The following is a 15,609-nucleotide window of genomic DNA, read 5'->3' as shown; positions in this document are numbered from 1 at the left end:
AGCCGCGGCAGGCCCCGATGCCAGCTCCCCAGACCCTGATGCAGGCGGTGTTCGCCCGGCTGGGGGCCCGCCTCGGCAGTGGTCTGCTGGATGCGGCCGCGAATGCCGCTGTGGTGCTGCAGGACGCGCCGGAGCAGGTGCGCCGGGAGCTGCGGCTGTTCTGGGACGAGGTGGAGCGGGAAGCCCAGCGGCTCGAGCGTGATGCCGCCGCCCCCCCCGCCTCCGATGTCGACCTGGCCTGGCCCGCTGGCCATGACCCGGGATCACCGGTGCCCTCAGCGGCGGACGTGCAGCAGCGCATCGATGGACTGAGGTCCCAGGTTGCTGGGTTCAGCCGTCGCCTCGATCAGGTGTCGTGATCGCCCGCCCCCTGTTCTGGCGGCCGCTGCGGATCTGGTGGCTGGCCCTGCGTCTGAGCCTGGGGCTGTGGTGGGACGGCCAGAGCTGGAGCTATCCCGGCGGGCCCACCCCCGAGCGCCGCTCCCAGCGGGCCCGCCGCCGGGCCCGCTGGCTCACCGCCGAGTTCCTGGCTCTCGGCTCGGCCTTCATCAAGCTGGGCCAGCTGCTCTCGGCCCGGCCCGATGTGCTGCCCGCCGAGCTGGTGGAGGAACTCGCCCTCCTGCAGGACAGCGTGCCCGCCTTCCCCTTCGCGGTGGTGCAGGAACTGCTGGAGGCGGAGCTGGCTGAGCGCTGCGCCGAGATCATCGACCTCGACCCCAAGCCCCTGGGCTCCGCCAGCCTGGCCCAGGTGCACCGCGCCAGCCTGCGCAGCGGCCGGCAGGTGGTGCTCAAGGTGCAGCGGCCGGGGCTGGAGCACCTGTTCCGGCTTGACCTGGAGGTGCTGCAGCAGGTGGCGGCCCTGGTGCAGCGCCATCCCCGCTGGGGCCGGGGCCGCGACTGGATCGGTATCGCCAAGGAATGCCGGCGGGTGCTGCTGCGGGAGCTGGATTTCCGTCTCGAGGCCGAGCATGCCGCCCGCTTTCGCCAGCAGTTTCTCGACGACCCCGGCATCCGCATCCCGGCGGTGATCTGGGAGCTCAGTGCCCGCCGGGTGCTGTGCCTCGACTACGTGCCCGGCATCAAAGTCACCGATCGTCAGGCCTTGCTGGAGGCCGGCATCGATCCGGCCGCGGTGGCCGAAAAGGGCGCCGCCAGCTACCTGCAGCAGCTGGTGCGCTTCGGGTTTTTCCATGCCGATCCCCACCCGGGCAACCTGGCGGTGGCCCCCGATGGTGCCCTCATCTACTACGACTTCGGGATGATGGGGCAGATCTCCGGGCGGCTGCGCTCACGCCTGGGCCGGATGGTGCGGGCCGCCGCCGGCCGCGATGCCGGTGGCCTGGTGCAGGAGCTGCAGGCCGCCGGGGTGATCGCGGCGGAGGTGGATCCTGGGCCGGTGCGGCGTCTGGTGCGGGTGATGCTCGCCGACGCGCTGACGCCGCCGTTCTCGGCCAACGTGATCAACAAGCTCTCCGGTGATCTCTACGCGTTGGTCTATGGCCAGCCGTTCCGCGTGCCGCCGGAGCTGATCTTCGTGATGCGCGCCCTGTCCACCTTCGAGGGCGTGGGCCGCAGCCTCGATCCCGGCTTTAGCCTGGTGTCGATCGCCCGTCCCTACCTGCTTCCCCTGATGACCTCGAGCAGTGGACCCGGTGGCGTTGGCGGGGGGCCGGGCGGCTCCGACCTCTTCGGTGAGCTCTCCCGCCAGGCTGCCGAAGTGGGCAGCCGCGCCCTGGGCATTCCACGGCGCTTGGATGAAAGCCTCCTGCGCATCGAGCAGGGGGATCTGCAGGTGCAGATCCGCGCCGGCGAAACCGACCGCCTGCTGCGCCGCCTGGCCCTCGCCCAGCAGAGCGCCGGCCAGTCGATGCTGCTGGCCGGCCTGGCCGTGGCCGCCGCCCTGCTGGCGGTGAGCGCCCGGCCGGCCCTGGTGGCCGTTCCCCTGGTGCTCGGGGTACCGGTGGGCCTCAGCTGGCTGAAGCTGCAGGCACGCCTGAGGCGCGACGGCCGCCTCGATCAACTGCCGGGCATGGGCAGCGGCCAGTAGGGGCGGCTTCAGCCCTTGCCGCGGGGTCCCCGATCTTCGGCGCCGGCGTAGACGGCCTGGCTGCCCAGTTCGTCCTCGATGCGCAGCAGCTGGTTGTACTTGGCAACACGCTCGCTGCGGCTGAGGGAGCCCGTCTTGATCTGGCCGGCACGGGTGGCCACCGCCAGGTCGGCGATGGTGGTGTCCTCGGTTTCGCCGCTGCGGTGGCTGATCACGCTGGTGTAGCCGGCCCGCCCGGCCAGGTCGATCGCCTGGAGCGTTTCGGTGAGAGAGCCGATCTGGTTCACCTTGATCAGGATCGAATTGGCCACCCCCTGTTCGATGCCGCGCTGCAGACGGGAGGTGTTGGTCACGAACAGGTCGTCCCCCACCAGCTGCACCGTGTCGCCCAGCTTTGCGGTGAGCAGGGCCCAGCCCTCCCAGTCGTCCTCCGCCAGGCCGTCTTCGATCGACACGATCGGAAAGCGGCTCACCAGCCTGGCCAGCTCCTCCACCATGCCGGCGCTGTCGTAGTTGCCGCCCCCGAAGGCGTAGCGACCATCGCTGAAGAATTCGGTGCTGGCCACATCCAGGGCCAGGGAGATCTGGTCGCCGGGGCGGTAGCCGGCCTTCTCGATCGCCTGCACCAGCAGCTCGCCGGCCTCCTCGTTGCCCAGATCCGGGGCAAAGCCGCCCTCATCGCCCACGGCGGTGCTCAGGCCCTTGTCCTTGAGCAGACCCTTGAGGGTGTGGAACACCTCGGTGCCCATGCGCAGGGCTTCCTTGAAGCTGGGGGCGCCGTGGGGCACCAGCATGAATTCCTGGAAATCCAGGCTGTTGGCCGCGTGGGCACCGCCGTTGATCACGTTCATCAGCGGCACCGGCAGCAGGCTGGCCATCGGCCCGCCCAGGTAGCGGTAGAGGGGCAGGCCCACCCCGTTGGCGGCCGCCCTGGCGGTGGCCAGGCTCACCGCCAGGATGGCGTTGGCGCCCAGGGCGCTCTTGTTGTCGGAGCCATCCAGTTCGATCATGGCCGTGTCCACGGAACCCTGATCCAGGGCGCTGAGGCCGCAGAGGCTGGGGGCGATCTTCTCTTCGATGTTGCTCACCGCCAGCTGCACCCCCTTGCCCATGTAGCGGCTGCCGCCGTCGCGCAGTTCGTGGGCCTCGTGGGCGCCGGTGCTGGCGCCGCTGGGCACGATCGCCCGGCCACTGGCGCCGCCCTCCAGCAGCACCTCGGCCTCCACGGTGGGGGTGCCGCGGGAATCCAGCACCTCGCGGGCCACCACGGTGTCGATCACGAGGTCGAGGGAATCGATCACAGGGACGGTGCTGAAGTGCTGGGGTGGAGTTTATGGGTCACCCCGGGGGCTGCCGCAGTGCCTGAGGGCACTGCATGGGCCAACCGACACCCCCACCGGCGCGATCACCGGCGCCACCACAATGGGTTGATTGCGCCCCCTGCCCATGCGACTGCTGCACACCATGCTCCGGGTGGGTGATCTGGAGCGTTCCCTGGCCTTCTATACCGAGGTGCTGGGCATGCGCCTGTTGCGCCGCAAGGAGTACCCCGGCGGCCGCTTCACCCTGGCCTTTGTGGGCTATGGCGAGGAGAGCGATCACACGGTGCTGGAGCTCACCCACAACTGGGACACCAGCAGCTATCAGCTGGGTGATGGTTACGGCCACATCGCTCTGGGGGTGGAGGACATCCACCGGGTGTGTGAGCAGATCAGCGCCAAGGGCGGCCGGGTGGTGCGCGAACCGGGGCCGATGAAGCACGGCAGCACCGTGATCGCCTTTGTGGAGGATCCGGACGGCTACAAAGTCGAGCTGATCCAGCTCTCCTCCCGCGCCGCCGCCTGAGATGCCCAGCGATTCCCCCGTCCTGGCCGAGGAGCAGCTGGGCGTGAGCCTCACCCGCGAACCCGAGCGCTTCAGCGACGACGCCTGGGAGTTGCTGCTGGCCGCCCAGGACACCGCCCGGCGCTGGCGCCACGGCGCCATGGATGTGGAGCATCTGCTCCAGGCCCTGCTGCTGGAGCGGCGCTTCGCCAGCTGGGTGGGGCGCCTGCCGATCGATGCCGACCGGGTGCTCGATGGCCTGGAGAGCTTCTGCCTGGAGCAGCCCGGCGGCCAGGGCCCGGAGCTCTACGTGGGCGATGCCCTTGAGGATCTGCTCGAGCAGGCCGACCGCTGCCGGGCCGCCTGGGGGTCGCGGCTGATCGATCTCCCCCATCTGCTGCTGGCCCTGCTGGATGAACCGCGCCTGGGCGCGTCGCTGCTGGCGGCCGAGGGGCTGGGGGAGGAGCAGCTGTTGCGCTGCCTGCGGCCGGGGGTGTCCGAGCCCCGGAGCGAACGCCCGGCCCCGGTGGCTCCGGCGCCTGCCGCCGCCGACGCCTGGATCGACCCCCCCGCCGCCGCCTCTCCAGGCCCGGCTCAGGCCCCCGCTCCCAGGCCCGCTCCCGCCCGCGGCGCCGACAGCGAGGCCGCCGCCGGGGAGCTGCGCCTGGAGGCCGAGGCGAGCGAGCCCACGGCCCTGGAGCGCTACGGCCGGGATCTCACCGCCGCCGCCCGCGCCGGCGAGCTCGATCCGGTGATCGGCCGCGACGCCGAGATCCGACGGCTGATGCAGGTGCTCTCGCGCCGCAGCAAGAACAACCCTGTGCTGCTGGGCGAGCCGGGCGTGGGCAAGACCGCCGTGGTGGAGTTGCTGGCCCAGCGCATCGTGGCCGCGGAGGTGCCCGAAGCCCTGCTCGGCCAGCGCCTGGTGGCCCTCGATCTGGGGGCTCTGATCGCCGGTGCCAAGTTCCGCGGTCAGTTTGAGGAGCGCCTGCGCGCCGTGCTGGCGGAGGTGCGTGACGCCGATCCCGGCGTGATCCTGTTCATCGACGAGCTGCACACCGTGGTGAGCAGCGACCGCTCCAGCGCCGATGCCGGCAGCATCCTCAAGCCGGCCCTGGCCCGCGGCGAACTGCGCTGCATCGGTGCCACCACCTCCGAGGAGTACCGCCGCAGCATCGCCAAGGATCCGGCCCTGGAGCGGCGCTTCCAGCAGCTGGTCGTGCGCGAGCCCGACCTGGAGACCAGCGTGGCCATCCTGCGCGGCCTCAAGGAGCGCTACGAGCTGCACCACGGCGTCACCATCAGCGATGGCGCGCTGGTGGCCGCCGCCCGGCTCGCCGAGCGCTACATCAGCGACCGCAGCCTGCCCGATTCGGCCATCGACCTGATCGATGAGGCCGCCGCCCAGCTGCGCATGGAGGTGACCTCCAAGCCCCAGCCGGTGGAGGCCGCCGAGGCCGAACTGCGCCGGGTGGAGCTGGCCCTGCTCTCGGCTGAGGCGGCGCCGCAGGCCGAACGGGTGACGTTGCAGCAGCAGCGCCAGCGGGTCACCGAGGCCCTGCAGCAGGTGCGGCAGCGCTGGCAGCGGGAGCGGGAGCAGCTCGCCGAGCTGCGGGAGCTGTTTCAGCAGGAGGAGGAGCTGCGCCAGGCCATCGCCGAGGCCGAGCGCGATGGGGCCTGGGAGGAGGCGGCCCGGCTGCAGGTGGACCAGCTGCAGGCGCTGCAGCAGCGCCGTGAGGCCCTGGAGTCCGAGCAGCTGGCTGATCAGCGCAGTGGGGAGTCGATCCTGCGGGAGATGGTGGAGGCCGGTGACATCGCCGATGTGGTGGGTCGCTGGACCGGCATCCCGGTGCAGCGCCTGCTGGCGGGTGAACGCCAGAAGCTGCTGGAACTGGAGGCCCGGCTGGAGAAGCGGGTGATCGGCCAGGTGGAGGCGGTGGCGGCGGTGGCGGCATCGATCCGCCGGGCCCGGGCCGGCATGCAGGCCCCCACCCGGCCGGTGGGCTCGTTCCTGTTTCTGGGCCCCACCGGCGTGGGCAAGACCGAACTGGCCAAGGCCCTGGCCGCCGCCCTGTTCGACGAGGAGGAGGCCCTGGTGCGCCTTGACATGAGCGAATTCATGGAGCGCAACGCCGTGGCCCGGCTGGTGGGGGCCCCCCCCGGGTATGTGGGGTACGAGGAGGGTGGCCAGCTCACCGAGGCGGTACGCCGCCGCCCCTACGCCGTGCTGCTGCTCGATGAGGTGGAGAAGGCCCACCCCGAGGTGTTCAACCTGCTGCTGCAGGTGCTCGACGACGGCCGCCTCACCGATTCCCAGGGCCGCACCGTGGACTTCCGCCACACCGTGGTGATCATGACCAGCAACCTGGCCAGCCGGGCGATCCTGGAGAACGCCCGCTCGGGCGCCGATCCCGAGGTCCGTGAACGGCAGCTCGATGAGGCGGTGGAGGCGGCGCTGGCCAGCCATTTCCGCCCCGAGTTTCTCAACCGCATCGATGAGGTGATCCGCTTCCGCCCCCTGGCGGCCGACGATCTGCAGCGCATCGTGCGCCTGCAGCTGGCCGAACTGGGCGCGCTGCTGGCTGAGCAGGGGCTGGAGCTGGTGGTGGAGGAGCCGGTGGTGCAGGCCCTGGCGGAGCAGGGCTATGAGCCGGAATACGGCGCCAGGCCCCTGCGGCGGGTGTTGCGCCGGCGTCTCGAGAATCCCCTGGCCACGCAGCTGCTGGCGGAGTGCTTCAGCGGCGCTGCCGGCGTGCGGGTGGAGCTGGCTTCCGAGGGGGGCGGGGAGCTGAGCTTCCAGTCCCTCCGGTAGGGTGAGAGATTGCCCAGACGCACAGTCATCCGCCTCAGCGTCGCGGCCCCAGCGTCGTGGCGTCTCCAGCGCCCTGACTGTCCACCCCAGCCGAGCCCGCCGTGGAGCCCGACTCGCCCCAATCCGCCCAGTCCCGTCAGGAGGCCGCCACGGCCACCGAACCGGAACCTGGGAGCGCGGCAGATGGTGCTGTGGGGGCAGCCGCGGCTGAAACCGCGGACACCAGCGACCTGCAGCCGGCCGGCTTCACCGCCGCCACCCTCGATGAGCTGCGCAAGGTGGTGTGGCCGAGCCGCCAGCAGCTGTTCAGTGAATCGGTGGCGGTGATCCTGATGGTGGGTCTGTCGGCCGCCGCCATCGCCGCCATCGACCGCCTCTTCGGATGGGGCGCTTCCCAGGTGTTCCGCTGAGTTCGCCAATCCATAACCGTCGATCGTTTTTTCCGTGAGCCCCGTGTCCGAGTCCCTGCCCGAGAGCCTCCTCAGCCCAGCTGTCATCGACGCCCCCAGCGCTGAGGCCAGTGAGGCGGTTGCAGCTGAGCAGGCTGAGAAGCGCCAGGTGGCCCGTTGGTATGCGGTGCAGGTGGCCTCCAGCTGTGAGAAGAAGGTGAAGGCCACCCTCGAGCAGCGGGCCGTGACCCTCGGCGTGGACAACCGCATCCTCGAGATCGAGATCCCCCAGACCCCCGGGGTGAAGATCAAGAAGGACGGCAACCGCACCAGCACCGAGGAAAAGGTGTTCCCCGGCTACGTGCTGGTGCGCATGGTGCTCGATGAAGACACGATGATGGCGGTGCGCAGCACCCCCAACGTGATCAATTTCGTGGGGGCCGAAGAGCGCCGCGCCACAGCGCGGGCCCGGGGCCACATCAAGCCCCGCCCCCTGAGCCGTCAGGAGGTAGACCGCATCTTCAAGCGCGCGGCCGAGAAGAAGCCGGTGGTGAAGGTGGATCTGGCCGAAGGCGATCAGATCCTGGTCACTGCCGGTCCGTTCAAGGACTTCCAGGGCGAGGTGATCGAGGTGTCGGGCGACCGCAACAAGCTCAAGGCCCTGCTCTCGATCTTCGGCCGCGAAACCCCGGTGGAACTGGAGTTCTCCCAGATCAGCAAGCAGAGCTGAGGCCGCGGCCAAGGCTCAGCGGCCGTCTCCCTGCGGAGGGCGGCCGTCTCCCGCATACCCCCGGCGATGGGGGTCATCCGCAGATCCGCCCCCTAGCCCCAGACGATGGCCAAGAAAGTCGTTGCCGTAATCAAGCTGGCCCTCCAGGCCGGCAAAGCCAATCCGGCACCTCCCGTGGGCCCTGCCCTCGGTCAGCACGGCGTCAACATCATGGCGTTCTGCAAGGAGTACAACGCCCGCACCCAGGACAAGGCCGGCTATGTGATTCCGGTGGAGATCTCGGTCTTTGAAGACCGCAGCTTCACCTTCGTCACCAAGACCCCGCCCGCTTCGGTGCTGATCTCCAAGGCCGCCGGCATCGAGAAGGGTGCCGCCACCTCCGCCAAGGGGTCGGTGGGTGCCATTTCCCGCGCCCAGCTCGAGGAGATCGCCAAGACCAAGCTGCCCGACCTGAATTGCAGCAGTGTGGAGTCGGCCATGCGCATCATCGAAGGCACCGCCCGCAACATGGGCGTGGCCGTCAACGACTGATTCGCTGACTGATTCGCAGACCGATTCGCCCTGGCCACCCGCGCCAGTCCCGTTCACCGTTCACCCAACCCGGGGGAGACCGCAAGGTCGCCCGTACCCCACTCCTGCCATGCCCAAGATTTCCAAGCGCTACACCGAACTGGCCGCCAAGGTGGTCGACCGGGCCTATGCCCCGCTCGAGGCCATTGAGCTGGTGAAGGCCAACGCCACCGCCAAGTTCGACGAGACGATCGAAGCCCACGTGCGCCTGGGCATCGACCCCAAATACACCGATCAGCAGCTGCGCACCACCGTGGCCCTGCCCCACGGCACGGGTCAGTCCATCCGCATCGCCGTGATCGCCCGCGGTGAAGCGGTTGCCGCCGCCGAGGCCGCCGGGGCCGACCTGGCCGGCGACGAGGACCTGGTCGACGCCATCGCCCAGGGGCAGATGGACTTCGACCTGCTGATCGCCACCCCCGACATGATGCCCAAGGTGGCCAAGCTGGGCCGGGTGCTCGGTCCCCGCGGCCTGATGCCCAACCCAAAGGCCGGCACCGTCACCACCAACCTGGCCGGGGCCATCGCCGAATTCAAGGCCGGCAAACTCGAGTTCCGCGCCGACCGCACCGGCATCGTGCACGTGCGCTTCGGCAAGGCCAGCTTCGACGCCGCCAAGCTGCTCGACAACCTCAAGGCCCTGCAGGAAACCATCGACCGCCAAAAACCCAGCGGCGCCAAGGGCCGCTACTGGCGCTCCCTCTACGTGACCTCCACCATGGGCCCCTCGGTGCAGGTTGACTTCACCGCCCTGCAGGACTTCAAGCTGGAGGGGTGAGCGAGTGGGGGAGAGCGACTCCTCTGTTGGCCGTCGTTTCGGTGAGCCGGCTGGAACAGCGGGTTGTTCACAAGGTGCTCTCAGCAATCCGCTGATCACCATGCCCCTGTTGCAGTGAACCGCCTGTGCGGCTGGCCCGGAGCGGGAGGTCTTCCTCGGCACCAGCAACTGGCCCAGGCCTGCGGCGACCTGCGCCAGCTTCTCCGGATCTTTATTCAAGGCTGGCAGGAAGAGGCTCCGGCTGCGGATGTCGTGTGGAGCACGGAACGGGCTGCGACCCGCGACGCATTCGCCTTTGCCGTGCACCAGGCCCACTTCCGCGCTGGTAGGTGGTGGCTGGCTTGATGACCCCGGTCAGATCGGCATCCACTTTGAAGATGGCCTGCCCAATCTCGTCTTGGGGATCGCACTGTTGCTGGTCGGACACTGCCAGATTGTGCTGCCGGGCTATGCCCCTTCCCAGGAGATCGAGGCTCTGGTGGGGATGCATGGTTGTGACTGGATACTTAGCGATAGCCCCGGCTTCGCACCTCAGGGCTGGCGACCTGGGGCCAGCAACAGTGCGGTCCGATCACCTTCCTTCCCTCCGATCAGCCCATGGGAGCGGAGGCGTCTGTCGGCTGGCCTGTTCCGGGGGTGTGCCTGGGGTTTGTGGAGGAGCGGGTGCTGACGGGGCTGTCGAAATCATTGTGGAGAAGACCCAGATGCTCGCTGTCCCGGAGGTCGGTGGTGGGTGGCGAACTCACCAGCAACACCTCCACGGCTTTCGTCCGGGGGATCACCTCCGTCGTTTGCAGGATGGCCAGTTTGCCTTCGCTGGCAGAGCCAACGATGTTTTTCTGCTGAGAGGCGTGCTGGTTTCGCCGGTTGAACTGGAGGCCTTCCTTGAAGCCCAGCCTGGTGTTCGAGAAGCTGTGGTCTTCGGTGCTGAGTCGAGCGTCTATGGCGCCGTTCCCATGGCTGTGGTGCAGTTTGTCGATGGGCTGGACCCGATCCCCACGGCGAATTCAGCCAGCCAGGCGTTTGAGAAACCGAAATGCTTCGGGCGCGTAGCCCCGCTTGCTGTAAAAGAGGTGGGCCGGCCGGTTGGACATCTTTGAGTAGAGCTGGGATGCCCGCACGCCCCGGCTGACCATGTAGTGCTCGGCATGGATGAGAAGTCGATTGCTGATGCCCTGTCCTCGCTGTGCGGGATCGACTACCAGCACCAGGATTCAGCCAATCGGCTCATTGTGGGTATAAACGGGAGCGATGATAACTCCTACCAGTCCTGTGGCAACTCCATCTATCCCGGCTACGAATTTCTTGTAGAGATGCCGGGGCATGGAGTCAAGTCGTTGTTCCATTTCCTCTGCCGAGCAGGGGTAACCAAGGCTGCTGACCAGGGCTGCAAGAGCGATGGCGCCACAGCTGATTCGACCTCGCGGATCAGCTGTGGCGCCCCTACTGGTGCGGTAAGTTTCGGCTGGTTCCTCACGAATGGAGCTTCGTCACTGTCATGCAGGGGCAGTCTGGTGGTCGATTGCCTGGTGTGGAGCAGACTGTGAGCGATTCGCCAGGATCTGGAACAGTGAGTGTGGATGAGGTCCTTGACCCTGCCAGGGAGATTGACCTGATCCTGAACGGGCTTCGGTCGCTCTCCTTGCCTCCGCCGAATCTCGAGGGGCTGGAGGCTGAGCTGCGTCAGCATCACGCCACCTTGCCGATCGAGCGGTTTGGGCTGGACAGCCTCGGCCGCATGGAGTTCTGCATCCATCTGGAACTTGATCATGGGGTGGTGATCACCCCGGAAACCCTGATCACCATGGAGTCGGTGGAGGCGTTGATCCAGTCGATCCGGGCCCAGGTGGACTGAACGTCCTGGAGGCCAGCGACGGCTCAGACATTCTCGCCAGCGACCATTCGTCCAGCCTGCAGCTCTGCCGCCCCCACCTTCCGGGCCAGCGGATCAGTATGTTTCGCCGCAGTGTCGGCCCAAGGTCCTCGGCGCAGGAGGCCGGGCAGGGCGTCCTCCAGAGTCACCCCCTGCTGGATGAGATCCTTAAACAGTGTGTGGTTGGTGCAGCCCCTGTAGGCACGTCCGCTGATGGTGGTTTGGCGAGGGTGCTTTTGCTGGTAGTAGTTGGCGACCCAGCCGGCGCTCACGCGGTCGGTATCGTTGTGCTCGGGGTACGCGAGCACCAGGGGTGTCCGCTGGGAGCGCGGCCACCAGCTGCCGATCCCGGAGTGGGCCCTCTGCACTGGGCCACCGGGACGAAAGGTTTCCGGCCCACCCCCTGCACCGATGGCCACTCCTTGGGCCAGTGCCAGCCTCTGGGCCACCGCCAGGGCTGCAAGTCCTCCGGCACTGGTGCCCAGAGACTGCACCTGGGAACGGCAGAGGCCGCGGCGGGCGAGCGTTTCCAGACGCTGACGTAGATGACGGGAGATGTCTCGCAAAACCTGTCCCTCGTGGTGGAAATATCCCTCCAACGTGTGCCGTCGAACCAGCAGCAGATCGTGTCCGATGATCCCGAGCGCCGACAGAATGTAAGGGGTTGGTGCCATCAGTAGGCCCACATTCCCGGTGAAGCCGATCAACACAGGCCGAGGACATGGGTCGGTACCGGGTAGAGGAGCGCCTTGATAGTGCAGGATCTCGTGGTGTCGGCCCCGGTGCACGCGCCGGCGGAAGCGCGCCGTGGCCGACCCATAGGACGGTGAGAACTGTTTTGCCTTCTGTCGCCATGGCTGGAACCCGGGATGGGCGTTCGCATCGCGGCGGGCCAGCCTGAACAGGGCTTTCAGTTCGCTTCCCGTGGCGAAGCGGTCGAGCAGCATCTGATGCTGATTGAAGCGGTTGGTCTCCAAGGTCTTGAGGCGCTGATACCAGATCTGCGGGTCTTCGGCGCGCAGCTGCCGCTCCAGCTCTTCCCAGGCGAGTTGGGGGGGAACGGTCATGTTTGGAGCGCGAACTGCTCACTAAGAACCCGTCGCAGTGGCTTCCCCGTTGGCCCCTCGGGGATGGTGTCCAGGGGAATGATCCGGCGGGGACGGCGATGACCGAGGCTGTCGCGGGCCAGCTGGTCGAGTTCGGTGAGAACTGTGGCGGCTTCATGGCCGGGTCGCAGGCGCACGGCGGCCATCGGCACTCCGCCGTAGCGCTCGGATTGGGCCCCGAAGGCCACGCACTGCTCCACAGCCGGGTGCTGGCTCAGCACCTCCTCGATCTCAAAGGGTGAGATCAGCAGGCTTGAAAACAGGAAGACATCATTGGAGCGGCCCCCGAAGATCACCTGGCCTGATGCCGAGAACGCCAGCAGATCTCCGGGATTGAACGGGTCGCGGCCTGGAGCTGTGGCGATCACTTCGCGAAAGCACAAACCGTCACGCGCGTAGCGCTCCGGACCTGTGGGCTCCAGCTTCACGCTGGGGATGGGCCAGCCCACCGACTCCCGTTCATCCAGCACGGCCTCGGGCGGCAGCCAGGTGAGGGGGCCGCTCTGGCTGGTGGCGTAGGTGATGCCGAGACGCACGGGTCCGCTGGCGACCACTGCCTGTCGCAGTGCCATGGGCACACGGTCGCTGCCGCTGATCAGCAGAAAACCCTCCGGGCAGTGGCGCAGATCGTCCCAGGCCAGATGCATCCGCAGCATGTTCGGGGGCATCGGCATGCCGTCACAGCGGCACGGGATGGTTCCAGGTTGAAACGGCTGATCCAATCGGCGGATCACCAACTGCCCACCGCGGATCAGCGTCATCAGTTTGTATAAGCGGGCGCTCCAATTCTGGAGACCCTCTCCCAGCAGCGGGGTCCGCACCTGCTGGTAGGGGGAATCGGGATTGGCAGGGGCCAGCACCGCCTTGGCCCGCATCCTGATCACTCCGGGCAACCCGGATGTGGTGCCAGACGTGGTACCCAGAAAGACGTCGGGATCGCCCGGGTCTCCAGGTTCCGTCAGCTCTTGGGTGGGGTTGTGCCAACAGCCCAGCCCGGAGGGCACACGGCCCAGGAAGGTCCAAGGCCCTTCAGTTTGCGGGGTTTCGTGGCCGAGCCGATGGCTCAGCCCGAGACGACGCTCCAGGTGTTCTTGCTCCGTAGCTGTGGCAGTGATCGGCAGGATGGCCTGAGGAATGCCCGCCAGCAAGAGTGCCAGCCCGCTGATCAGGTTCTGGGCGCCATTGGCGATCCGCACACCCACCCTGGGCATTGCGTTCGACTCGGTTGCTGTGATCAGCCGTTCGAGCTGAGACTGTTCATTCGCAACCCGTTCGGCCAGGTCCTGGAAGCTGAGGGTCTCCTCCCCCAGCCAGTCGATGGCCGGTGCACCTGGATCCGCAGCGGTGATGTGCAGCCAACGCTCCTGCAGCTGGTTGCGCAGGCAGGTCGTCGGCATTCAGAGGCTCTCTGCGGTCTGCAGGTAGGACGGCTCGGCCTGTTGCAGACCCAGCCGCCAGACCGCGGCCTCCACCACCTCCTGGCCAAGAGGGGTGAGCCGGGCATGCTCGCGAATGGCGGCCAGGGAGGAGCGCCCGTAGGCATGCTGACGAACCAGCAAGTCGCGGAAGGCAGGCTGTGATGCACCCCCATCAGGGAGTGCAGCCGGAGAGAGTTGCAGGATCTTGTCAATCACGCCCACCACCCGCGACACCACGTGGAGGGAATGGAGGATGCCATGCATCGGCCGAGGATCGCTGCGGATCAGCACCGGATAGCGCTCATCATCCTGATTCAGGCACAGCACCTGCTCCTGCCCCAGGGCGAACAGTTCACCGTGGGCATATTCATGCACCAGCAGCTCCAGCATCGCTGTGGGGTGAAGCTGCCGGCTGGCGTTGATCACGCTGCCACCGCGAAAGAAGAAAGCGGTGGCGCCCCCGAAATTCTGCCCGGCGGTACGAGCCTGCGGACCTGGTTCAGCCAGCAGCAGCAGTCGCTGCAGCCGACTCATCAGGGTATCCAGCGCTGGGTTCACCAGTGAGATCAAACGCCGGGCATCGCGAATTGCCGCTTCAAATTGTCCAATTGTCTCGCTGCTTGGCGAACAAATGTCGACGACAAAATCACCTCCCTCCTGCAACATGGCCAGCAGTGTAGCCCACATCTGAGCAGAGGCCTCGGCGGGATCGCCGAAGCCTATGACCTGTGGATTGCGAGCTTCGGTGTTGAATCTAGACGCTGTCAATCCATGCTGGATCAGTGCAAGTGCGTTTGCTGCATGGAACTCCACCACCTGCTGATCAGGGCTTGGCTGGGGTGGCCCACCAGGTGGATGGGGATTGCCCCCTGCCTGCAACACCACTTTTCCAAGCTCGTAATAGCCAAGATAAATCCAAGGGCTCAGCCCAACAGGGTGTTGGCTCAAGAGCAAGTTTAACTCTCGAACAACATCACCAATGGATAAATCAGGCGCAGCTTTGTCAAGCAGCGAAAGAGACTCAGCCAAGTGGATTTGGGCGCTGTTCAGACAGCTAAGAACCCTATTGCTAAGGCCGACCTCGTCAGCAATCACAGCCTCAGTCCTTGAACCGCAGAAGGGGAACTAGGCGACTCAGCTGGCCAACGGCTTGGTGGGTGGTTTCGCGGGCATGGGTTCCAAGCCACCAACCTTGGAAGTGGTAGCCGAATTTGTGATCTCAACTAGCTTGAAGCCAAGGGACGCGCGAAAGGTTGAGGGGAGCTGGGGAATGGGTAGTGTTCACTAGATCAATGCGGTAGTAGAATGAGGCTAAACTGATGACGCAAATTGAGAAGAAGCGCTCGGTTGAGAGCGTTCTCAATCAACAGATGCTAGAGCGAGTATCTATGAAGCATTGCGAATCGCAAAGGTCTTGTGTGAGCTGCTGGTAGAGGGCTCGCAAGCTCGCTGACTATCGGGATGCGGCTCAGTATCTGATGACACCTTGGCGGTGGTGTGCGATTCAATCGCGCCAGATTGCATGAAACCGAAGAGACCGGATGCTGATGTCAGATGTTGCATGGGTCGGTTGATTTGAGAGAGATTTCTTATGGGGAGTCAGGTGAGAGCGCGCTGTGGATTGGTGAAGTGAGTGTTGCTGGATTGTATCGGTTCTACCGGATCTGCAACCTTGGCAGTGAGCGCTGAACTGGTTGGTGAAGACTTATCTTGCGGCTCGATTGGCCAGTCACCATTGCCCATCTTGGCGGTAACGGGAGTATAGGCAGCAGTTATCAGTTGAAACCCGAAGAGTCTGCTGGGAAGACTAAAATCAGATTGGAGCATTGGGCGTTCCGCTTTTTGCAATAGTAAATTCTAGCCGCCGTTTCATGTTGACCGGCTAAGCTATTGCTTGCCAACCGAATGGTGGACGGGTTCATTCGGCGGGAATTTTAAGGAACCTCTGGGCAACGAGCCCTGAAAGAGAGGCCAAGGTTCCAATTTGCTCGGAATGAACAATTTTTGGCGGATCTGAGCCTCGATTGGCCTGATTTCACCTTTCTGGGAGCCGAAACTTGCC

The 15,609-nt window shown here is 66.4% G+C and carries 15 protein-coding genes; 10 read left to right on the top strand and 5 right to left on the bottom strand.

All coding sequences use genetic code 11. The features are described from left to right. Positions 1-17: 17 nt before the first annotated feature. Positions 18-359, top strand: a complete 342-nt coding sequence (locus KBY96_RS06370) for a hypothetical protein (protein ID WP_254978506.1) — start codon at positions 18-20, stop codon at positions 357-359. Next, positions 356-2,047 carry an AarF/ABC1/UbiB kinase family protein gene (locus KBY96_RS06365; protein WP_254978505.1) on the top strand — a complete coding sequence of 564 codons (1,692 nt, stop codon included), beginning with the start codon at positions 356-358 and terminating at the stop codon, positions 2,045-2,047. Before KBY96_RS06370 ends, KBY96_RS06365 begins: the two co-directional genes overlap by 4 nt. Before the next feature lie 8 nt (positions 2,048-2,055). On the opposite strand, the gene eno is transcribed toward KBY96_RS06365, so the two are convergent. Next, entirely contained in the window at positions 2,056-3,348 is a 1,293-nt protein-coding gene (gene eno / locus KBY96_RS06360) for a phosphopyruvate hydratase (RefSeq protein WP_254978503.1), read from the bottom strand. Between the two features lie 145 nt (positions 3,349-3,493). Here eno and gloA point away from each other — a divergent pair, with 145 nt between their 5' ends. The 7 genes from gloA (at position 3,494) to KBY96_RS06325 (ending at position 10,250) form a co-directional block, all read left to right on the top strand. Further along, a complete protein-coding gene (gene gloA / locus KBY96_RS06355; RefSeq protein ID WP_254978501.1) occupies positions 3,494-3,892 on the top strand; it encodes a lactoylglutathione lyase in 399 nt (132 codons plus the stop codon). A 1-nt stretch (position 3,893) separates the two neighbouring features. Next, on the top strand, positions 3,894-6,683 hold the full coding sequence (locus KBY96_RS06350; RefSeq protein ID WP_254978500.1) for an ATP-dependent Clp protease ATP-binding subunit: 2,790 nt from the start codon (positions 3,894-3,896) through the stop codon (positions 6,681-6,683). 191 nt (positions 6,684-6,874) lie between these two features. Continuing rightward, a complete protein-coding gene (gene secE / locus KBY96_RS06345) occupies positions 6,875-7,093 on the top strand; it encodes a preprotein translocase subunit SecE (protein ID WP_315859476.1) in 219 nt (72 codons plus the stop codon). A 43-nt stretch (positions 7,094-7,136) separates the two neighbouring features. Further along, on the top strand, positions 7,137-7,802 hold the full coding sequence (nusG, locus tag KBY96_RS06340) for a transcription termination/antitermination protein NusG (protein WP_254978498.1): 666 nt from the start codon (positions 7,137-7,139) through the stop codon (positions 7,800-7,802). 105 nt (positions 7,803-7,907) lie between these two features. Then, positions 7,908-8,333, top strand: a complete 426-nt coding sequence (gene rplK / locus KBY96_RS06335; RefSeq protein ID WP_254978497.1) for a 50S ribosomal protein L11 — start codon at positions 7,908-7,910, stop codon at positions 8,331-8,333. Positions 8,334-8,442: 109 nt separating this feature from the next. Next, positions 8,443-9,150 (top strand): 50S ribosomal protein L1, encoded by a 708-nt coding sequence (gene rplA, locus KBY96_RS06330; RefSeq protein ID WP_254978496.1) that lies wholly within the window; start codon positions 8,443-8,445, stop codon positions 9,148-9,150. 689 nt (positions 9,151-9,839) lie between these two features. Next, positions 9,840-10,250, top strand: coding sequence for a hypothetical protein (locus tag KBY96_RS06325; protein ID WP_254978495.1), 411 nt, complete (start codon positions 9,840-9,842; stop codon positions 10,248-10,250). Here the strand turns inward: KBY96_RS06325 and KBY96_RS16515 are convergent. Further along, on the bottom strand, positions 10,158-10,358 hold the full coding sequence (locus KBY96_RS16515; RefSeq protein ID WP_396122284.1) for a GNAT family N-acetyltransferase: 201 nt from the start codon (positions 10,356-10,358) through the stop codon (positions 10,158-10,160). The two genes, KBY96_RS06325 and KBY96_RS16515, sit on opposite strands and share 93 nt — an antisense overlap. A gap of 434 nt (positions 10,359-10,792) precedes the next feature. Here KBY96_RS16515 and KBY96_RS06320 point away from each other — a divergent pair, with 434 nt between their 5' ends. Next, positions 10,793-11,005, top strand: a complete 213-nt coding sequence (locus KBY96_RS06320; RefSeq protein WP_254978494.1) for a phosphopantetheine-binding protein — start codon at positions 10,793-10,795, stop codon at positions 11,003-11,005. A gap of 23 nt (positions 11,006-11,028) precedes the next feature. Here the strand turns inward: KBY96_RS06320 and KBY96_RS06315 are convergent, their stop codons facing one another. The 3 genes from KBY96_RS06315 to KBY96_RS16380 are packed head-to-tail and all read right to left on the bottom strand — an operon-like array spanning position 11,029 to position 14,642. Continuing rightward, on the bottom strand, positions 11,029-12,090 hold the full coding sequence (locus KBY96_RS06315) for a hypothetical protein (RefSeq protein WP_254978493.1): 1,062 nt from the start codon (positions 12,088-12,090) through the stop codon (positions 11,029-11,031). Next, positions 12,087-13,526, bottom strand: coding sequence for a class I adenylate-forming enzyme family protein (locus KBY96_RS06310; protein ID WP_254978492.1), 1,440 nt, complete (start codon positions 13,524-13,526; stop codon positions 12,087-12,089). The genes KBY96_RS06315 and KBY96_RS06310 overlap by 4 nt, the downstream gene beginning before the upstream one ends. After that, a complete protein-coding gene (locus KBY96_RS16380; protein ID WP_254978491.1) occupies positions 13,527-14,642 on the bottom strand; it encodes an aKG-HExxH-type peptide beta-hydroxylase in 1,116 nt (371 codons plus the stop codon). It abuts the gene before it with no gap. Between the last annotated feature and the right edge of the window lie 967 nt (positions 14,643-15,609).

It is taken from the genome of Cyanobium sp. ATX 6A2, from assembly GCF_024346355.1.
GTDB lineage: Bacteria > Cyanobacteriota > Cyanobacteriia > PCC-6307 > Cyanobiaceae > NIES-981.
This window is presented reverse-complemented; position numbering and strand designations above follow the sequence as displayed.